A 15305-nucleotide genomic window follows, 5' to 3' on the forward strand; every position below is an offset into this window, starting at 1 on the left:
CCGCGCCACAGAATATGTGCGGTTTTACGTCAAAAATCACGTTTTCACGGGCTTTCTCGGCTGCAACAAGAATATAATTGTCTAGACACTTTGCACGTGCAATTGACAACCGGGAGCGTCCGTTGGCAGGTTTCAGAAATGGCTGGGGGCTGGTCCGCGCAAGACCGCGCACCATAGCGGTCGCCGTGGCACTCGCCCTGTCGCCGCTGCTGGCCGGCGCGCAGGCCGATCCCTCTTCGCTGTACCCGCGCATCATCGAGGCCCGCGAACAAAGCCGCTTCGTGCCGGACCAGGCGCTGACGACGCTGCTCAGACTGCAATCCGAGGCGGCCGGCGCACCGCCCGCCACCCAGGCCGAACTGTTCAACCAGCTGAGCGTGGCCAATATGCGCGCCGGCAAGAACGACGCCGCCATGGCCGCCGCCGACCGCCTGATCGCCTACGGCAAATCGCTGCACGACGACTCCATCACAGCCAAGGGCCTGATGGCCAAGAGCTATGTGCTGTTCGACCGCGCCGAAGTCGATGCCTCGCACCAGATGGTCTTCGACGCCGAAAAGCTCGCGGCCACCAGCACCAACCTGGCGCTGCGTTCGCAGATCGAAGTCACCGTCGGCCAGGCCTACGCTGAAATGGGCAACTTCCCCGCCGCGCTGGTCAAGCTGCAGAACGGCGTCGATACCGCCCGCCAGGTGACGGACGATCCGGTGATGCTGTTCGGCGCCCTCAACGCGCTGGTCAACCTGTACACGCAGCTGAAGGAATACGACAAGGCCTCCACCGCGCTCGACGAACTGCTGAACGAAACCGAGAAGCTGCACTCGCCCGGCCGCATGGCGATCGCCAAGAACACCGAGTACGGCCTGGCCATCGATTCCGGCCAGCCCAAGCGCGCCCTGCGCGCGCTGCTGCAAAGCCTGGACCTGGAACGCAAGATGGGCGCCGAGCGCATGATAGGCATGACGCTGGTGAACCTGTCGGACAGCTATCTGAAGGAACACGATTATCCGCGCGCGGCCCAGTACGCGAACGAGTCGCTGCGCTCGACCCAGCAGACCAACGACAAATCGGTGGAGGCGACCGCGCGCGTCAACCTGGGCCAGGCCTACCTGGGCATGGGCCGCATCGCCGAGGGCAAGAAGCAGTACGAGGCCGGCATGGCGCGCTACGAGCAGGAGAACAACAAGCCCGATCTGCAAGCGGCCCTGCGCGAATATGGCGAAGCGCTGGAACGCGTGGGCGACCTGGCCGGCGCGGTGTCGGCCTACCACCGCGAACGGGCGATCTCGAACGAGCTGTTTGAAAAACGGCGCCAGCAATCGGTGCTGGAGCTGCAGGAAAAATACGAGGCCGAGAAGAAGCAGCGCCAGATCCAGCTGCTCAGCCAGGAGAACCAGGTCAAGGGCACGGAGATCGACAACCGCCGCCTGCAGCAGCGCGTGTGGTGGCTGCTGGCCCTGGTGTTTGCGCTGGCGTCGATGGTGGTCGGGCTGTTGTACCGCAAGGTGCGGCACGCCAACGCCCAGCTGGAGGTGAAGAACCTGGAGCTGAAGGCGCAGTCCACGCTCGATCCATTGACCTCGCTGTACAACCGCCGCCACTTCCAGGACTTCATGCGCGGCATGATGCCGCCCGACCCGGCGCAGCCGGAAAAGCGCACGGTGCATGGCGACGATATCGTCGGCGCCTTGTTCCTGCTGGATGTCGACCACTTCAAGAACATCAACGACCGCTACGGCCACGCCGCCGGCGACGCCGTGCTGAAGATGATCGCCGAGAACCTGCGCATCGCGCTGCGCGAGACCGACATGATCGTGCGCTGGGGCGGCGAGGAATTCCTGGCCTTCCTGCCGGCGATCCCGCGCCACGGCGTCGACGAGATCGCGCGCCGCATCCTGGTCGGCATCTCATCGCAGGCCATCCGCTACCAGGAGCATGAGATTTCGGTGAATGTGTCGGTGGGCTTCGCGCCCTTCCCGCTGGTGCCGGCCGACGTGCCGCTGCCGTGGGAGCGCGCGGTCAACCTGGTGGACATGGCGCTGTACCTGGCCAAGGCGCACGGCCGCAACCGCGCCTACGGCGTGCGCGGCTTCGAGAATTTCGAGCAGACCTCGATGGAGGCGATCGAACAGGATCTGGAGAGCGCGTGGCGCGCCGGTTATGTGGACCTGAGCGTGGTGCTGGGCGGCGATCCGGAGACGCCGCCGCCATCGCCGTCAGAGCACAGCAATGTGGTGCCGCTCAAGCACGCGGCCCACAAGGCCGGTCATTGAGGGTTGGTTATTTGGCTGGACTGGACGCTTCGCGTTCGCGGGCTTTTTCCTGCATCTTGGTGCCGGCCTGTTCCAGTTTCTTGCCGGCTTCCTCGGTCGCCTGATTGAGCTTGTCGCCGGCCGCGTCGGTGGCCTTGTTGATTTGCTGGCTGGTTTCCTTAGCGGCGTCGGTGATCTGCTGGTTGGCCTGTTTCGCGGCCTCGGTCAGTTCGCGGCCGGCCTTGTCGGTGGCCTGGTCGAGCTTGCGGCCCGCTGTCTCCGCCGGACCGGCGACGCTGTCATCCTTCTTCTGGCAGCCGCCCAGCAGCGCCAGCACCATCAAAGCCGCAGCCGCGCCGCGCACCGTAGTCATCGCCGTCATCATCGTCTCCTTGGGGAATGAAACATTTCCGACAGCATACAACGCCCTACGTCCGCGCAGCGCACGGCTGAAGGCTTATTTGTAGATGCCCACGCCGATCACATAGTCGCCGACTTTTTCGACGTAGGTGTTTTTCTCTTCGAGGTTTTTGCTGATCGAGTTGGGCCACATGTATTTGACCCAGCCCTTGCCGGCCGGGCTGGCGCCGATCTTGAGGAATTCCTTGATCGGATAGACGCCGCCGGCGCTCAGCTCCATCAGGTTCTTGTTGACCATCTTGGCGTTCTGGCCGTGCGCCAGCGCCACGCCGGCCTTGTCGAACATGAACACGTACAGGTCGCCCTGGATGAAGTCGCCCTTGGGATCGTTGAAGGCGGCCACCGCCTTGTCCTTGCCGTTCTTCTGCAGGTAGTCGCCGGCGCGCTTGACCATCGCCACCGCCTCGTCGGCGGTGCCGCGCTTGAGGGGCGCGTCCTGCGCCGTGGCGGCGCCGGTCAGGCTCAGGGTCAGTGCGGCGGCTACAAAGAACTGGAACAGATGTTTCATCGTGGTGGGTCTCCGTTGTTATAGTCGCCGATACTGCGGCGTATCAGGTGATTTTCTTGGGCGGCGGGGGCGGCGCGAAAACGATGGTCTCCGATTCCGGCGCACTGTCCATGGCGTCGGAGGTTTCCAGCCATTTCATCAGCTTTTCCATGCGGCGTATCAGGATGCCCTTGCTGCTGATGTAGCCCACCTGTTCGAAATTCTCGGGCCGGCTCACCATCTTGGACACGGTCGGCAGGTTCTCCGCCAGGCGCTCGAAGGCCTTGCGCGCCTTCTGCTCCCACTTGGTCAGATTGGCTTCGTTGAAGCGGTTGCTTTCGTAGTAGATGGTCAGGGTGCGGTCGTGATTGCCGAAACCGACAATGGCCGCCCCCTTGCGTACCGTCTCCAGCACGTCGTCCTTGATGTTCGCGGTCGGCACGAACAACGCCGCGCGGCCGGTGGTGTCCGGGCGCTCCAGCGGCAAATCCTGTCCCATTATTACGCTCATCACGCTTCCTGTTGTTATCGCCGGAGTTGCTGCTAGGCTATATTTGTGATTCTATATCGCGTCCTTGCCCAATACAAGGAGAAACCGCGCCACCGTGGCGCGCCCGGTAATGGGGGCGGTTCTGCCCTTATAATGCGGGCTGATCCATTTACACCGCTGCGCCATGACGTCGTCCACCCTCCCCGCCCCCGCAACCGCCGCCGCCTCCCGCTTCGGCGCCATCCCCGAACACGCGGTCGACACGGCGGAACGCAATGTGCGCGACACGCTGACCGTGGCCATCGAACACGCCGCGCCGCAGGGCGCGCTGATCGTCTACGACACCCGCAGCGACCTCAATCGCGCCCTGACCGAAGCCTACCGCCGCGTGGTGCCGGACGCCGAATTCGTCGATTTCGACAGCACCACGCCGGAACAGGTGCTGGCCGCCTTCGCCCGCATGAACGCCGGCGACCTGGTGGTGCTGATCCAGTCGACCAGCTTCCGCCTCGAAGCCTTCCGCATCCGCATCGAACTGTTCAAGCGCGGCCTGAAGGTGATCGAGCATGTGCACCTGTCGCGCATGCCGGGCGAGCAGGGGCTGCACTACATCGCCTCGCTGGCCTACGACCCGGCCTACTACCGCGGCGTCGGCCACGCGCTGAAGGCGCGCATCGACAGCGCGCAGCACGGCGTGGTCGACAGCGGCAATGGCGAACGGCTGGTGTTCGGCTCGCCGTTCGAATCGGCCAAGCTCAATATCGGCGACTACAGCGGCATGAACAACATCGGCGGCCAGTTCCCGCTGGGCGAAGTGTTCACCGAAGCGCGCGACCTGGAAGCGGTCAACGGCCGGGTGCGGATCTTCGTCTTCGGCGACACCGCCTTCATGGTCAACAAGCCGGCCGCGCCGGTGACGCTGATCGTTGAAAAAGGCCGCGTGGTGGGCGCCGAAAACGCCACGCCGGAATTCGACAACATGCTGGCCATCATCCGCGCCCACGAGGGTGAAGTGTGGCTGCGCGAACTGGGCTTCGGCATGAACCGCGCGTTCTCGCGCGACTGCATGGTCAACGACATCGGCACCTTCGAGCGCATGTGCGGCATCCACCTGTCGCTGGGCGCCAAGCACGGCGTGTACGCCAAGCCGCAGTTCAAGCGCAAGGAAGCGCGCTACCACGTCGACGTGTTCGCCGTGACCGAAGCGGTCTATCTCGACGACGAACTGGTCTACCGCGACGGCGCCTGGCAAGTCAAAGCAGTCTGAATCAACGCTTGCAAAGCGCATCTATTTTGGTACGCTAGGTGCATGCCAAATTCTGCGCACAGCTTCAATTTTCATGTGACCGATCAGCCCCCCATTGGCGAGTGAAGCTCTAGATGAAGCTACACAATATAGGCAGTAGCTTCGACGCCTTCCTCATCGAAGAAGGCGCTCTGGAAGACGCGACTGCCGTTGCGATAAAGCGTGTCATCGTCAAGCAGATCGCCCAAGCGATGAAGAAACAGAAGATGAGCAAAACAAGTTTGGCTGAGAAAATGCATACGAGTCGAGCATCGCTGAACCGCCTGTTGGACGAAAATGATGCCAGCCTCACCCTCACGACCTTAGCCAGCGCTGCAGCAGCGTTAGGCAAAAAAATTAAGATAGAACTAGTGCCGACCTAAAGATTCACGCCAGGTCCAGCAGCCCGGCCACCGCCAGCTCCCGATCCCACGGCGGCACCGGCTGGTATTCGGCCACCAGGAAATCGATCAGCGCCCTCACCTTGGCCGACGGCTGCCGGCTGGCCGGATACAGCGCGCTCAGATGGTTGAGCGGCAGTTCCCAATCGGCCAGCACCGGCACCAGCGTGCCCTCCAGCAGCGCGCGCCAGGCCAGGAAGGTGGTGTTGTAGACGATGCCCAATCCGCGCTGCGCCGCCTGCTGCAACACCACGCCGTTGTTGGCCGTGAACGCCGCCTGCACCCGCACCGTTTGCCGCTCCTCGCCGCGAGTGAAATGCCATTGCGTGCCGTCGGTCAGATGGCTGAAATGCAGGCAGCGGTGCTGATGCAGATCCTGCGGCGTCTGCGGCACGCCGTAGCGCGCCAGATAAGCCGGCGACGCGCACAGCACGCCGCGGCAAGGCGCCAGCGGCCGCATCGCCAGCGCATGCACGTCCGGTATGCCGCCCACCCGTATCGTCAGATCGAAACCATGCTCGATCGGATCGAGCAGCGCATCGTCCACGTACAACATCGGCGCCAGTTGCGGGTGCGGCAGGCTGAATCGGGCCACCGCGTCGGCCAGCCACTCGCTGCCGAAACTCGACGGCGCCTGTATCCGCAAGGGCCCCGCCAGTTCGGCGCCGGCCTGGGTGGCCTGGCTCAGCGCCCGCGCCGCCTCCTGCGACTGCGCCACCGTCGCCATGCACGGCGCCAGATAGGCCTGGCCGGCGTCGGTCAGACTCACTTCGCGGGTCGAGCGGTGCAGCAGGCGCGCTTGCAGCTTTTCCTCCAGTTGCAGGATATGCTTGCTGACCATCGCGCGCGTCAGCCCCAGGCGGCGGCCCGCCTCGCTGAAGCTGCGCAGCTTCGCCACCTCGACAAAAATCTCCATCGCCCGTAATTGATCCATGACACATTGTCTTCATTTTGGCGACAATGTGTCAACCTTTTGCAGATTGTCTGCCTCCGGTGCGCGCCCTACAATGCGCTATCCCCTTCCCGCCCCATCGGAGCCCGCCATGCTGACAGACGCACAAAAACAACAATATCAACGCGACGGCTACATCGTCCTGCCCAACTTCAAAACGCCGCAGGAGATCGCCACGCTGCGCGCGCGGGCCGCGGAGATTGTCAACGAATTCGATCCGAACGCCAAAACCGGCATCTTCAGCACCATCGAGCAGGAAAAGACCACCGACGATTACTTCCTCGGCTCCGACAACACCGTGCGCTGCTTCTTCGAGGAAGAAGCCTTCGGCCCGGACGGCCAGCTAAAACAGGACAAGTCGCTGTCGATCAACAAGATCGGCCACGCCATGCACGATCTCGATCCGGTGTTCCGCGCCTTCTCCACCGACGTGCGGCTGGCCGCCGTGGCGCGCGACCTGGGCCTGGCGGACGCCCAGGTCTGGCAGTCGATGTACATCTTCAAGCAGCCCGGCATCGGCGGCGAAGTGCGCTGGCACCAGGACGCCACCTACTTCGACACCAATCCAATCAGCGTCACCACCTTCTGGTTCGCGCTGGAAGACGCCACGCTGCAAAACGGCTGCATGTGGGCCGAACCTGGCGGCCATCGCGGCCCGATGCGCGAACGCTTCCTGCGCAACGGCGACGACGTGCGCATGGAAAAACTCAGCGACCTGCCATGGCCGGACGACAGCACCGCCGTGCCGCTCGAATGCAAGGCCGGCAGCCTGGTATGCTTCCACGGCCTGCTGCCGCACTACAGCGCGCCGAACCGCTCGGCCGTCTCGCGCCACGCCTACACGCTGCACGTGACCGACGGCGCCACCGAGTACTCGCCGCAGAACTGGATACAGCGCGACGCCGCCTTCCCTGTGCGAGGCTTCCTGTAATGCAGATCCGGATTTTCGCCGCCCACTGGGGCAACAACGAACTGGCGCCGCAGGTCTTCATCGACCGCGTCAAGCAGGCCGGCTTCGACGGCATCGAAATGTCGCTGCCGCTGGACGCCGTCGCCCGCGAGGACTGGACCGGCCGCATCGCCGCCGCCGGCCTGGAACTGATCGCCGCGCAATGGGAAACCGTGTTCCATCCGACCTTCGAACCGCACCGCGCGGCGCTGGCCGAACTGCTGCACAACGCCTGCGCCGCCAGGCCGCTGCACGTGAACTCGCACACCGGCAAGGACTACTTCACGCCGGCGCAGAACCGCGAACTGCTGGAACTGGCGGCCGATATCTCGCGCCAGCACGGCGTGCCCATCGTGCACGAAATCCACCGCAGCCGTTTCAGCGGCCACCCGATGCTGCTGCTGCCCTACCTGGAGCAGATGCCCGGGCTGGAACTGACGGCCGACCTGTCGCACTGGTGCTGCGCCTGCGAATCGCTGCTGGAAGACCAGCCGCACACGCTGGCCGCCACGCTGCCGCACGTGCGCCACATCCACGCCCGCGTCGGCCACCAGCAAGGCCCGCAAGTGGCCGACTTCCGCGCGCCGGAATCGCAAGCGGCGCTGGCCGCGCACCTGTCGTGGTGGGATGAAGTGATACGGCTGCGCCGCGCCGCCGGTGCGCAGCGCATGACGCTGACGCCGGAATTCGGCCCGGTGCCGTACACGCAGACGCTGCCCTACACGCAGAAGGAAGTATCGAACGCCTGGGAGCTGAACCTGGCGATGCTGGAACTGCTGCGCAAGCGCTACGGCTGAAACGCCGGCCGGTGTAGCGGCTCCTGCACCGCCCCTTCCGGCGCCCGCGTCGGCAGCACCAGCAGGACGGTGGTGCCGATGCCCGGCTCGGACTCGACCCGTATCGTCCCGCGCAGCACGCCGGTGACAATGTTATAAACGATATTCATCCCCAGCCCCGAACCGCCCTGTCCCAGCTTGGTGGTGAAGAAGGGATCGAAGATCTTGTGCAGCGTGCCGGCCGTCATGCCGGCGCCATTATCGGAAAACCTCAACTTCACCAGGTCGGCGCCTTCGCGCCTGGCCTCGATGGCGATGGCGCCGCTCTCGCGGCCTTCGAAACCGTGCAGCAGCGCGTTGCCGATCAAATTGCTCAGCACCTGGCTCAAGCTGCCCGGATAGGAATCGAACTCCAGCCCCGCCGGCACATCGAGCTTGACCTCGCAGCCGGCGCGCCGCAGCTGCGCCGCATAGGTCGCCAGCGTGTCGTGCACCACGTCGTCGAGCTGGAAGCGGCGCCGCTGTCCGCTGGCCTGGTCCACCGCCACCTGCTTGAAGGAGGTAATCAAGTCGGCGGCCCGCGTCAGGGAACTGTTCATGATGTCGCAGGCCTTGCGCGCATCGGCCAGGTGCGCCTCCAGCACCGAGCGCTTCAAGCCGCCGTCGGTGGCCAGCCTCCGTTCGAAATCGCGCACCATGTCGCTCAGGGCGCTGGCGGTCAGCAGGCTGTTGCCGATCGGCGTGTTCAGCTCATGCGCCACGCCGGCTACCAGCGCGCCCAATGAGGCCATCTTCTCCGACGTTTGCAGATTGGTCTGGGCCTGCTTCAGCGTTTCCGCCACCACCGACAGATCGCTGCGCGCCTGCTCCACATTGCTCTTCTGCCGTTCCAGCTCCGCCAGGCTGTATTCCAGGCCGTGCTTGGCGTCGATCACGCGCCGGGTGGACACCAGCAGCGCCGCGATCAGCGCGCTGATGATGAAACCGGCCACGCCGATCAGCAGCACCGGCAGCGGCGAACTGCTGTAGCGCGCGCCGCCATAGCCTTCGAAGCGCATCAGCCAGCGGCGCTGCCCCACCATCAAGTCCCGTTGCAGCGCCATCCCTTCCAGCGGCGCGCTGCGCGGCTGATTGGTGCTCACCTTGCCGGCGCTGTCGTAGAGCAGCGTGTCGACACTGGACGGCAGCAGGTCCTTGCCGCCGGGGTAGCCGCCGTCGTCGATGCGCACGTGCAGATGATCGAGCAGCGCGGCGTCGACCACCTCGCGCATCAGCGTGTTGACGCGGAAGACGATGGCGACAAAGCCGACCAGCGCCGCCCGCCGCTGCTCTATCGTCTGCAACAGCGGGCCGTTGCGGTAGACCGGCGCGCGGGCCACGAAGCCCGGCTCGCCGCTGGAATCCTGCACCAGCGTGATGCGCTCGGTGGCGACGATCTCGCCGCTGTCGCGCCCCAGCTCCAGCGCCCGCAGGTGCGGCGGCAGCGCGGCCAGGTCCAGGCCGAAGGCGTTCTCGTTGCCCTTCAGCGGCTCGGTGTATTCGATGATGTAGTGCAGGTCGCGACGGCTGGCCGGGTGCACGTGGAAGTCGGGATAGCCGCCGGCGTCGATGGCGGCGTCGCGCCTGACGGCGGCGGCGAACTCCGCCAGCTCCGTCTCGGGCACCATGCGCACGAACTGGATCGCCTGGAAGCCGGGGTAGCGCCGCTCCAGCCTGAGCTCCGTCACGAAGCGGTGGAAGCGCTGGCGGTCGATGCGGTCTTCCAGCGCGTACATGCCTTTGATCCCGAGCAGCATGTCGAAATAGGTTTGCAGCCGCACCTCGGTGTCGCGCGCCACCTTCTCGGCGTCGCGCTGGAAGGTGGCCTGCGCCTGCTGGCGCTGCGTCGTAATCACCGCATAGCAAGTCGCGGCAGTGAGACAAATGCCTATGATGAAAGCCAGGTAACCGCGCGATCGCATCATAGGTCGGCGCCTCCTACTCCACGATATCCGGCGTGGTGGCGGGCGCCGGAAGATCGCTATAGCGCTCGGCGATGGCCATGAACTCTTCCTCGATGGTGAGCATGGCGTCGACCACGTCCGGATCGAAATGCTCGCCGCTGCCCTGGCGTATCATCTCCATCGCCGTTTCGTGGGTGAAGGCCGGCTTGTAGACGCGTTTGGAAATGAGCGCATCGTAGACATCGGCCACCGCCATCAGCCGCGCCGACATCGGGATCGCATCGCCCACCAGGCCTTGCGGATAGCCGGAGCCGTCGTACTTCTCCTGGTGCGAATACGTGATCTCGCGCGCGTAGCGCAGGAAGGTGTTGGTGTAGCCCAGATGCTGTTCGACGTTGGCGATGGCGTCGCGGCCGTACACGGTGTGCATCTTCATGATGGCGAATTCTTCGTCGGTCAGGCGGTCCGGCTTGAGCAGGATGGCGTCCGGGATCGACACCTTGCCGATGTCGTGCAGCGGCGCGGCCTTGAACAGCGACTTGATATTCGCCTCGCTCAGCTCTTCCTTGAAGCGATTGTGCGACTGCAGCTGGCGGCCCAGCGCGGCGATGTAGTGCTGCACGCGGCGCAGGTGGTTGGCGGTTTCGTATTCGCGGGTCTCGGCCAGCGAGGCCAGGGCCCAGATCATCGCGTCGAGCATCTGGCTCAGTTCCGCCGTCACTTCCTCGACCACGTGTTCCAGCAGGTTGCGCTGCTGCTTGAGCAGTTCGCGCGAATGGCGCAGTTGCAGCTGGGTGTCGACCCGCGCGCGCAGCACCTCGCCGGCGACCGGCTTGAGCACGACATCGGCGCCGCCCTCCAGGAAGGCGCGTGCCTCGTCGGCCTGCTGTTGCAGGAAAATGACAGGGATATCGGCCGTGTCCGGGCTGGATTTGAGCTGCTGGCACACGGCATAGCCGTCCACTTCCGGCAGCCCCGTGTCCAGCACCACCAGATGCGGCCGCGGTACCTGCTGCATGATCGCCAGCGCCGCGCGGCCATTGTTGGCCAGCTTGACCTCGTACTGGTCCTGCAGCAGCCCATTCATCAAGATCAGGTTGTCCGACGCCTCATCGACGATGAGCACGATGGCCTTTTTGATGTTCATCTGCCGCTACTCCCCGATATTGGTCTCTACCAGCATCATAACCGAGGGAATTTTCCCGCAAAACATTTTTTCTCGGCTAGCTTGCAATTGTATAGTGCACTACCTATACTGTGTACATGGATACCAAAATTACCCCCGCTCCCTCCGCCGCCGTGCCGCAACTGGACGGCCAGCTGTGCTTTGCCCTGTATTCGACGTCGCTGGCGATGAGCAAGCTGTATCGCAAACTGCTGCGCGGCCTCGGCCTGACCTATTCCCAGTACCTGGTGATGATGGTGCTGTGGGAGAAAAACGAACTGACCGTGTCGGAAGTGGGCGAACGCCTGTTCCTCGATTCGGCCACGCTGACGCCCCTGCTCAAGCGCATGGAACAGGCCGAGCTGCTGACCCGCACCCGCGCCGCCAGCGACGAGCGCCAGGTCATCATCTCGCTGACGCCGCACGGCGACGCGCTGCGCCACGAGGCGGCCAAGCTGCCGCCGTCCATCCTGCAAGCGACCAAGTGCACGCTGGATGAAGTGGTGGGCATGAAGCAGCAGCTCGACGCGCTGCGCGCCAGCCTGATGTCCGCCAACTGAGAGCGCCGATGACGACTTCCAATCCGATCTTCACCCATCCCCGCCATGTGGCCGAAGCGCTGCGCAAGGACGGCTACGCGGTCATGCCGCCGCAGGACGTGGCGGCGCTGGCCGGCGTCACGCTGGCGGAACTGGACGCGCTGGTCCCCAGCTGGAACGAGCTGGAACTGGACAACTACCTCAAGGACGGCGGCCGCTATCGGCGCCGCCGCCATTCCTGCTTCGTGCAGGATGGCGCCGTGCTGACGCAGACCGAGCACCGCGCCCACTGGCAGCCGCTCGAATACAACGCCCTGCACGGCGGCATGAACCGCCTGTTCGAACCGATGCAGCCTGCCACCGTGGCGCAGCCGGCGTGGCAGGCGCTGGTGCGCGGCATCGGCCAGCTATGCAGCGCAGCGCGCCGTAACAGCGATCCATGGTATGTTGAAGCCCACCAGTTCCGCATCGACACCACCGACGGCATCGGCCGGCCCACGCCGGAAGGCGCGCACCGCGACGGCGTCGATTTCGTCGCCGTGCTGCTGATCGGCCGCGAGCAGATCAAGGGCGGCGAGACTCGCATCTTCGAAGCCGATGGCCCGAACGGCAAGCGCTTCACGATGACTGAGCCGTGGACCATGCTGCTGCTCGACGATGCGACCGTGATCCATGAATCGACGCCGATCCAGCCGCTGGGAGAGCACGGCCATCGCGACACGCTGGTGCTGACTTGGCGCGCGGGCGGCTTCCAGGGACAGGAAAGTCCCCCCTGAAGGGCTAAATCCGATATAGTCACAACAGAAAATATCAGCATTCAGGAGGGGGGTCCGTGGACACCAGCTACGAAATTCAGCCCGACGAAATAGAAATCCTCATCGTCGAGGACAGCCCTACCCAGGCCGAACGCCTGCGCCGCCTGATCCAGTCGATGCGCTACGGCGCCCGCGTCGCCGCCAACGGCCAGCTGGCGCTCGACGCCATCCGCGAACGCAAACCGCACCTCGTGCTGTCCGATATCGTGATGCCGGAGATGGACGGCTACGCGCTGTGCCGCGCCATCAAGGCCGATCCGGAGCTGCGCGAAATCCCGGTGATCCTCGTGACATCGCTGATGGACCCGAAGGACATCATCCGCGGCATCGAATGCGGCGCCGATAACTTCATCCGCAAGCCCTACGCCGAAGACTATCTGCTGAACCGCATCGGCCACATGCTGATGAACCAGAAGCTGCGCAAGAACCAGAACATGGAGATCGGCATCGCCCTCTACCTGGGCGATCAGAAGCACTTCATCAACGCCGAGCGCCAGCAGATCCTCGACCTGCTGATCTCCACCTACGAACAGGCGGTGCAGGTCAACAGCGAACTGCAGGCGCGCGAACGCCAGGTGATCGAGCTGAATATGCGGCTGGCGCATCACGCCGGCGAGCTGGAAACCATCAACCGCGAAATCGCGCTGAAGAACCTGGAGCTGGCCGAAGCGAGCCGCATGAAATCGGCCTTCATCGCCAACATGTCGCACGAACTGCGCACGCCGCTCAACGCCATCATCGGCTTCACCGGCGCGCTGCTGATGAAGCTACCCGGCCCGTTGACGGCCGAGCAGGACAAGCAGCTCAACACCATCCGCACCAGCGCGCGCCATCTGCTCTCGCTGATCAACGACATCCTCGACGTGGCCAAGATCGAAGCCGGCAAGGTCACGCTGGAGCTGGAGACGGTGCAGTGCCAGCACCTGGTCAACGACGTGGTCGACACGCTGCGGCCACTGGCGCTGCAAAAGGGACTGGGGCTGGAAGTGGAGCTGGCCAGCGACGCCATCGTGCTGGAGACCGACCGCCGCGCGCTGACGCAGATTCTGCTCAACTTGGCCAACAATGCGATCAAGTTCACCGAGACCGGCACGGTCAAGGTCGCGCTGACGCAGCGGCCCGGCGACGGCCACAACACCATCGAGTTCTCGGTGGCCGACAGCGGCGCCGGCATCCGCGAGGAAGACCAGGCCAAGCTGTTCCAGGCCTTCTCGCAGCTGGACTCCACTTCGACGCGGCACGCGGAAGGCGCGGGCCTGGGCCTGTACCTGTGCCAGAACCTGGCCAACCTGATCGGCGGTTCGCTGTTCTTCCACAGCGATTTCGGCCACGGCAGCACGTTCACGCTGGCGCTACCGCAGCGCAGTGCAGCATAGAAGTTTGACTTTTTTATACTGTAGAAGCTTAGACACCGTAGTTCTACGGTATTGCAGCGCAACATAAAGTGGCATATAGTTGGAACTGTCTCCTCCAACCGTTCGCTGAACATTGGAATTCAGCCCGCACCGTCAAGGTAGCGGGCGTTTTTTTTGGTGCGTCAGCTGCGCAGCAGATCGAGCCTGCCGCCGCGCGGCAGCGACGGGAACACCTGCACCAGCTGCTTGTCGCTCAACAGCAGATGACGCTCGGCGATGGTGGCCAGCACGTTGCGGAAGTCGGTCGTCACCGGCAGGTCGCGGCCCTCGTTCAACTCCGCATCGCCGACGCCGCGCCAATCGCCCAGCACCTTGCCGCCGCTGACGCCTCCACCCAGCACCCACATCACATTGCCGTGTCCATGGTCGGTGCCGCCGTTGCCGTTCTCGCGCGCGGTGCGGCCGAACTCCGACATCACCACGATCGTGGTCTGCTCGAACAGCGGTCCCAGTCGCTGCGCCAGCACCGCCAGTCCCTGCCCCAAAGGCTGCAAGCGATTGGCCAGCTGGCCGCGCGCCGCGCCCTGGCTGGCGTGCGTATCCCAACCGCCCAGCGCCACGAAGGCCAGCTGGATATTCGGATCGTTGCGCATCAGCCCCGCCAATCGGGCCGCATCGTCGGGGAAGCCGTTGGGCAGCGGTGCGCCGCCGTTCGCGGCCTGCATTTCGGCCGACATCATGCCGCCCATGCCGCCGCCGCTCATCTTGCCGGCCGCCGCGTCCATCACTTCCTTGTGCGCGTCCTGGCCCTGCTGGTAGGCGGCGCCGAAGCGCGGGTTGTCCGCATACAGCTGGTCGAAGGCCTTGCCCACCGCCGGCCGGTCCAGCACATTGGCCTTGGTGCCGGCCGCGCCGTTGGCCAGGTTGACCGCCGCAGCGCGCCCCGACAGGATGCGCGGCATCGTCGGGCCTATGCTCAGCGCGCGCGTCGGCGTGGTGGCGCCGGGCAGCGTCGCCACCAGACGGTTCATCCAGCCGTCCGCCGTGCTCTTGACGCCGGGCGTGGCCGATTCCATGTAGTCCTGCGCATCGAAGTGCGAGCGCGTGGCGTCGGGCGAACCACTGGCGTGGACGAAGGCCAGCTTCTTCTGCTCCCACAAGGGCAGCAGCGGCGCCAGCGCCGGGTGCAGGCCGAAGTAGCCGTCCAGGTTCAGCGCGCCGTTGTCGTCGCCGGGTTTGGCCAGCGCGATGGTCGGCCGCAGGCGCGCGTAGTTGGCGTCACCCACCGGCGCCACCACGTTCAAGCCATCCACCGCGCCGCGCAGCATGATGACGATCAGCTTGCGGCTGTTGGCATCGGCCTTCGGCGCGGCGGACGTCGCCGCCCATGCGTGGCGGCCCAGCGGTATCACCAGTCCTGCGCCGGCGGCCAGCGTGTTGAGGAAATCTCTGCGTTGCATGGTGGTCTCCGTCGGA

General features: G+C 64.8%; 15 protein-coding genes. 8 read left to right on the forward strand and 7 right to left on the reverse strand.

Translation table 11 applies throughout. From position 1 onward, the window contains the following. Positions 1–122: 122 nt before the first annotated feature. On the forward strand, positions 123–2273 hold the full coding sequence (locus GEV02_RS19040; RefSeq protein ID WP_152839446.1) for a diguanylate cyclase: 2151 nt from the start codon (positions 123–125) through the stop codon (positions 2271–2273). A gap of 7 nt (positions 2274–2280) precedes the next feature. On the opposite strand, the gene GEV02_RS19045 is transcribed toward GEV02_RS19040, so the two are convergent. The 3 genes from GEV02_RS19045 to GEV02_RS19055 form a co-directional block, all read right to left on the reverse strand. Next, the gene (locus tag GEV02_RS19045; protein WP_152839447.1) at positions 2281–2634 is read right to left on the reverse strand and encodes an apolipophorin; all 354 of its coding nucleotides are present in this window, start codon (positions 2632–2634) and stop codon (positions 2281–2283) included. A 75-nt stretch (positions 2635–2709) separates the two neighbouring features. Continuing rightward, positions 2710–3180, reverse strand: a complete 471-nt coding sequence (locus tag GEV02_RS19050; protein ID WP_152839448.1) for a cache domain-containing protein — start codon at positions 3178–3180, stop codon at positions 2710–2712. 43 nt (positions 3181–3223) lie between these two features. Then, a complete protein-coding gene (locus GEV02_RS19055; protein ID WP_070269176.1) occupies positions 3224–3670 on the reverse strand; it encodes a hypothetical protein in 447 nt (148 codons plus the stop codon). Positions 3671–3833: 163 nt separating this feature from the next. Between GEV02_RS19055 and GEV02_RS19060 the strand changes: the two genes are divergently transcribed. Continuing rightward, positions 3834–4916: a M29 family metallopeptidase gene (locus tag GEV02_RS19060; RefSeq protein WP_152839449.1), complete on the forward strand. Its 1083-nt coding sequence runs from the start codon at positions 3834–3836 to the stop codon at positions 4914–4916. Between the two features lie 113 nt (positions 4917–5029). Beyond that, positions 5030–5317, forward strand: coding sequence for an XRE family transcriptional regulator (locus GEV02_RS19065; protein WP_152839450.1), 288 nt, complete (start codon positions 5030–5032; stop codon positions 5315–5317). 4 nt (positions 5318–5321) lie between these two features. On the opposite strand, the gene GEV02_RS19070 is transcribed toward GEV02_RS19065, so the two are convergent. Continuing rightward, positions 5322–6269 (reverse strand): LysR family transcriptional regulator, encoded by a 948-nt coding sequence (locus tag GEV02_RS19070; protein ID WP_235922833.1) that lies wholly within the window; start codon positions 6267–6269, stop codon positions 5322–5324. A 109-nt stretch (positions 6270–6378) separates the two neighbouring features. Here GEV02_RS19070 and GEV02_RS19075 point away from each other — a divergent pair, with 109 nt between their 5' ends. Beyond that, a complete protein-coding gene (locus GEV02_RS19075) occupies positions 6379–7218 on the forward strand; it encodes a phytanoyl-CoA dioxygenase family protein (RefSeq protein WP_152839451.1) in 840 nt (279 codons plus the stop codon). Beyond that, positions 7218–8033, forward strand: a complete 816-nt coding sequence (locus tag GEV02_RS19080) for a sugar phosphate isomerase/epimerase family protein (protein WP_152839452.1) — start codon at positions 7218–7220, stop codon at positions 8031–8033. The genes GEV02_RS19075 and GEV02_RS19080 overlap by 1 nt, the downstream gene beginning before the upstream one ends. On the opposite strand, the gene GEV02_RS19085 is transcribed toward GEV02_RS19080, so the two are convergent. Continuing rightward, positions 8024–9976, reverse strand: coding sequence for a CHASE domain-containing protein (locus tag GEV02_RS19085; protein ID WP_152839453.1), 1953 nt, complete (start codon positions 9974–9976; stop codon positions 8024–8026). The two genes, GEV02_RS19080 and GEV02_RS19085, sit on opposite strands and share 10 nt — an antisense overlap. A 13-nt stretch (positions 9977–9989) precedes the next feature. After that, entirely contained in the window at positions 9990–11102 is a 1113-nt protein-coding gene (locus GEV02_RS19090) for an HD-GYP domain-containing protein (protein ID WP_152839454.1), read from the reverse strand. 116 nt (positions 11103–11218) lie between these two features. On the opposite strand from GEV02_RS19090, the gene GEV02_RS19095 reads away from it, so the two are divergent. The 3 genes from GEV02_RS19095 to GEV02_RS19105 are packed head-to-tail and all read left to right on the forward strand — an operon-like array spanning position 11219 to position 13850. After that, entirely contained in the window at positions 11219–11680 is a 462-nt protein-coding gene (locus tag GEV02_RS19095; RefSeq protein WP_152839455.1) for a MarR family winged helix-turn-helix transcriptional regulator, read from the forward strand. 8 nt (positions 11681–11688) lie between these two features. After that, positions 11689–12435 carry a 2OG-Fe dioxygenase family protein gene (locus GEV02_RS19100; protein ID WP_152839456.1) on the forward strand — a complete coding sequence of 249 codons (747 nt, stop codon included), beginning with the start codon at positions 11689–11691 and terminating at the stop codon, positions 12433–12435. Positions 12436–12491: 56 nt separating this feature from the next. Further along, positions 12492–13850 (forward strand): hybrid sensor histidine kinase/response regulator, encoded by a 1359-nt coding sequence (locus tag GEV02_RS19105; RefSeq protein ID WP_328595857.1) that lies wholly within the window; start codon positions 12492–12494, stop codon positions 13848–13850. A 161-nt stretch (positions 13851–14011) separates the two neighbouring features. On the opposite strand, the gene GEV02_RS19110 is transcribed toward GEV02_RS19105, so the two are convergent. Beyond that, a complete protein-coding gene (locus tag GEV02_RS19110; RefSeq protein ID WP_152839457.1) occupies positions 14012–15289 on the reverse strand; it encodes a DUF1501 domain-containing protein in 1278 nt (425 codons plus the stop codon). Between the last annotated feature and the right edge of the window lie 16 nt (positions 15290–15305).

Origin of the sequence: Rugamonas aquatica, assembly GCF_009380215.1 — a bacterium.
Classification (GTDB): domain Bacteria; phylum Pseudomonadota; class Gammaproteobacteria; order Burkholderiales; family Burkholderiaceae_D; genus Rugamonas; species Rugamonas aquatica_B.

What these genes read in the sequence shown, in the direction of transcription:
- GEV02_RS19060 (WP_152839449.1), top strand. Translation starts at nt 3,834, where the DNA reads ATGACGTCGTCCACCCTCCCCGCCCCCGCAACCGCCGCCGCCTCCCGC.
- GEV02_RS19085 (WP_152839453.1), bottom strand. Translation starts at nt 9,976, where the DNA reads ATGATGCGATCGCGCGGTTACCTGGCTTTCATCATAGGCATTTGTCTC.
- GEV02_RS19090 (WP_152839454.1), bottom strand. Translation starts at nt 11,102, where the DNA reads ATGAACATCAAAAAGGCCATCGTGCTCATCGTCGATGAGGCGTCGGAC.
- GEV02_RS19100 (WP_152839456.1), top strand. Translation starts at nt 11,689, where the DNA reads ATGACGACTTCCAATCCGATCTTCACCCATCCCCGCCATGTGGCCGAA.
- GEV02_RS19070 (WP_235922833.1), bottom strand. Translation starts at nt 6,269, where the DNA reads ATGGATCAATTACGGGCGATGGAGATTTTTGTCGAGGTGGCGAAGCTG.
- GEV02_RS19095 (WP_152839455.1), top strand. Translation starts at nt 11,219, where the DNA reads ATGGATACCAAAATTACCCCCGCTCCCTCCGCCGCCGTGCCGCAACTG.
- GEV02_RS19045 (WP_152839447.1), bottom strand. Translation starts at nt 2,634, where the DNA reads ATGACGGCGATGACTACGGTGCGCGGCGCGGCTGCGGCTTTGATGGTG.
- GEV02_RS19055 (WP_070269176.1), bottom strand. Translation starts at nt 3,670, where the DNA reads ATGAGCGTAATAATGGGACAGGATTTGCCGCTGGAGCGCCCGGACACC.
- GEV02_RS19080 (WP_152839452.1), top strand. Translation starts at nt 7,218, where the DNA reads ATGCAGATCCGGATTTTCGCCGCCCACTGGGGCAACAACGAACTGGCG.
- GEV02_RS19065 (WP_152839450.1), top strand. Translation starts at nt 5,030, where the DNA reads ATGAAGCTACACAATATAGGCAGTAGCTTCGACGCCTTCCTCATCGAA.
- GEV02_RS19110 (WP_152839457.1), bottom strand. Translation starts at nt 15,289, where the DNA reads ATGCAACGCAGAGATTTCCTCAACACGCTGGCCGCCGGCGCAGGACTG.
- GEV02_RS19075 (WP_152839451.1), top strand. Translation starts at nt 6,379, where the DNA reads ATGCTGACAGACGCACAAAAACAACAATATCAACGCGACGGCTACATC.
- GEV02_RS19050 (WP_152839448.1), bottom strand. Translation starts at nt 3,180, where the DNA reads ATGAAACATCTGTTCCAGTTCTTTGTAGCCGCCGCACTGACCCTGAGC.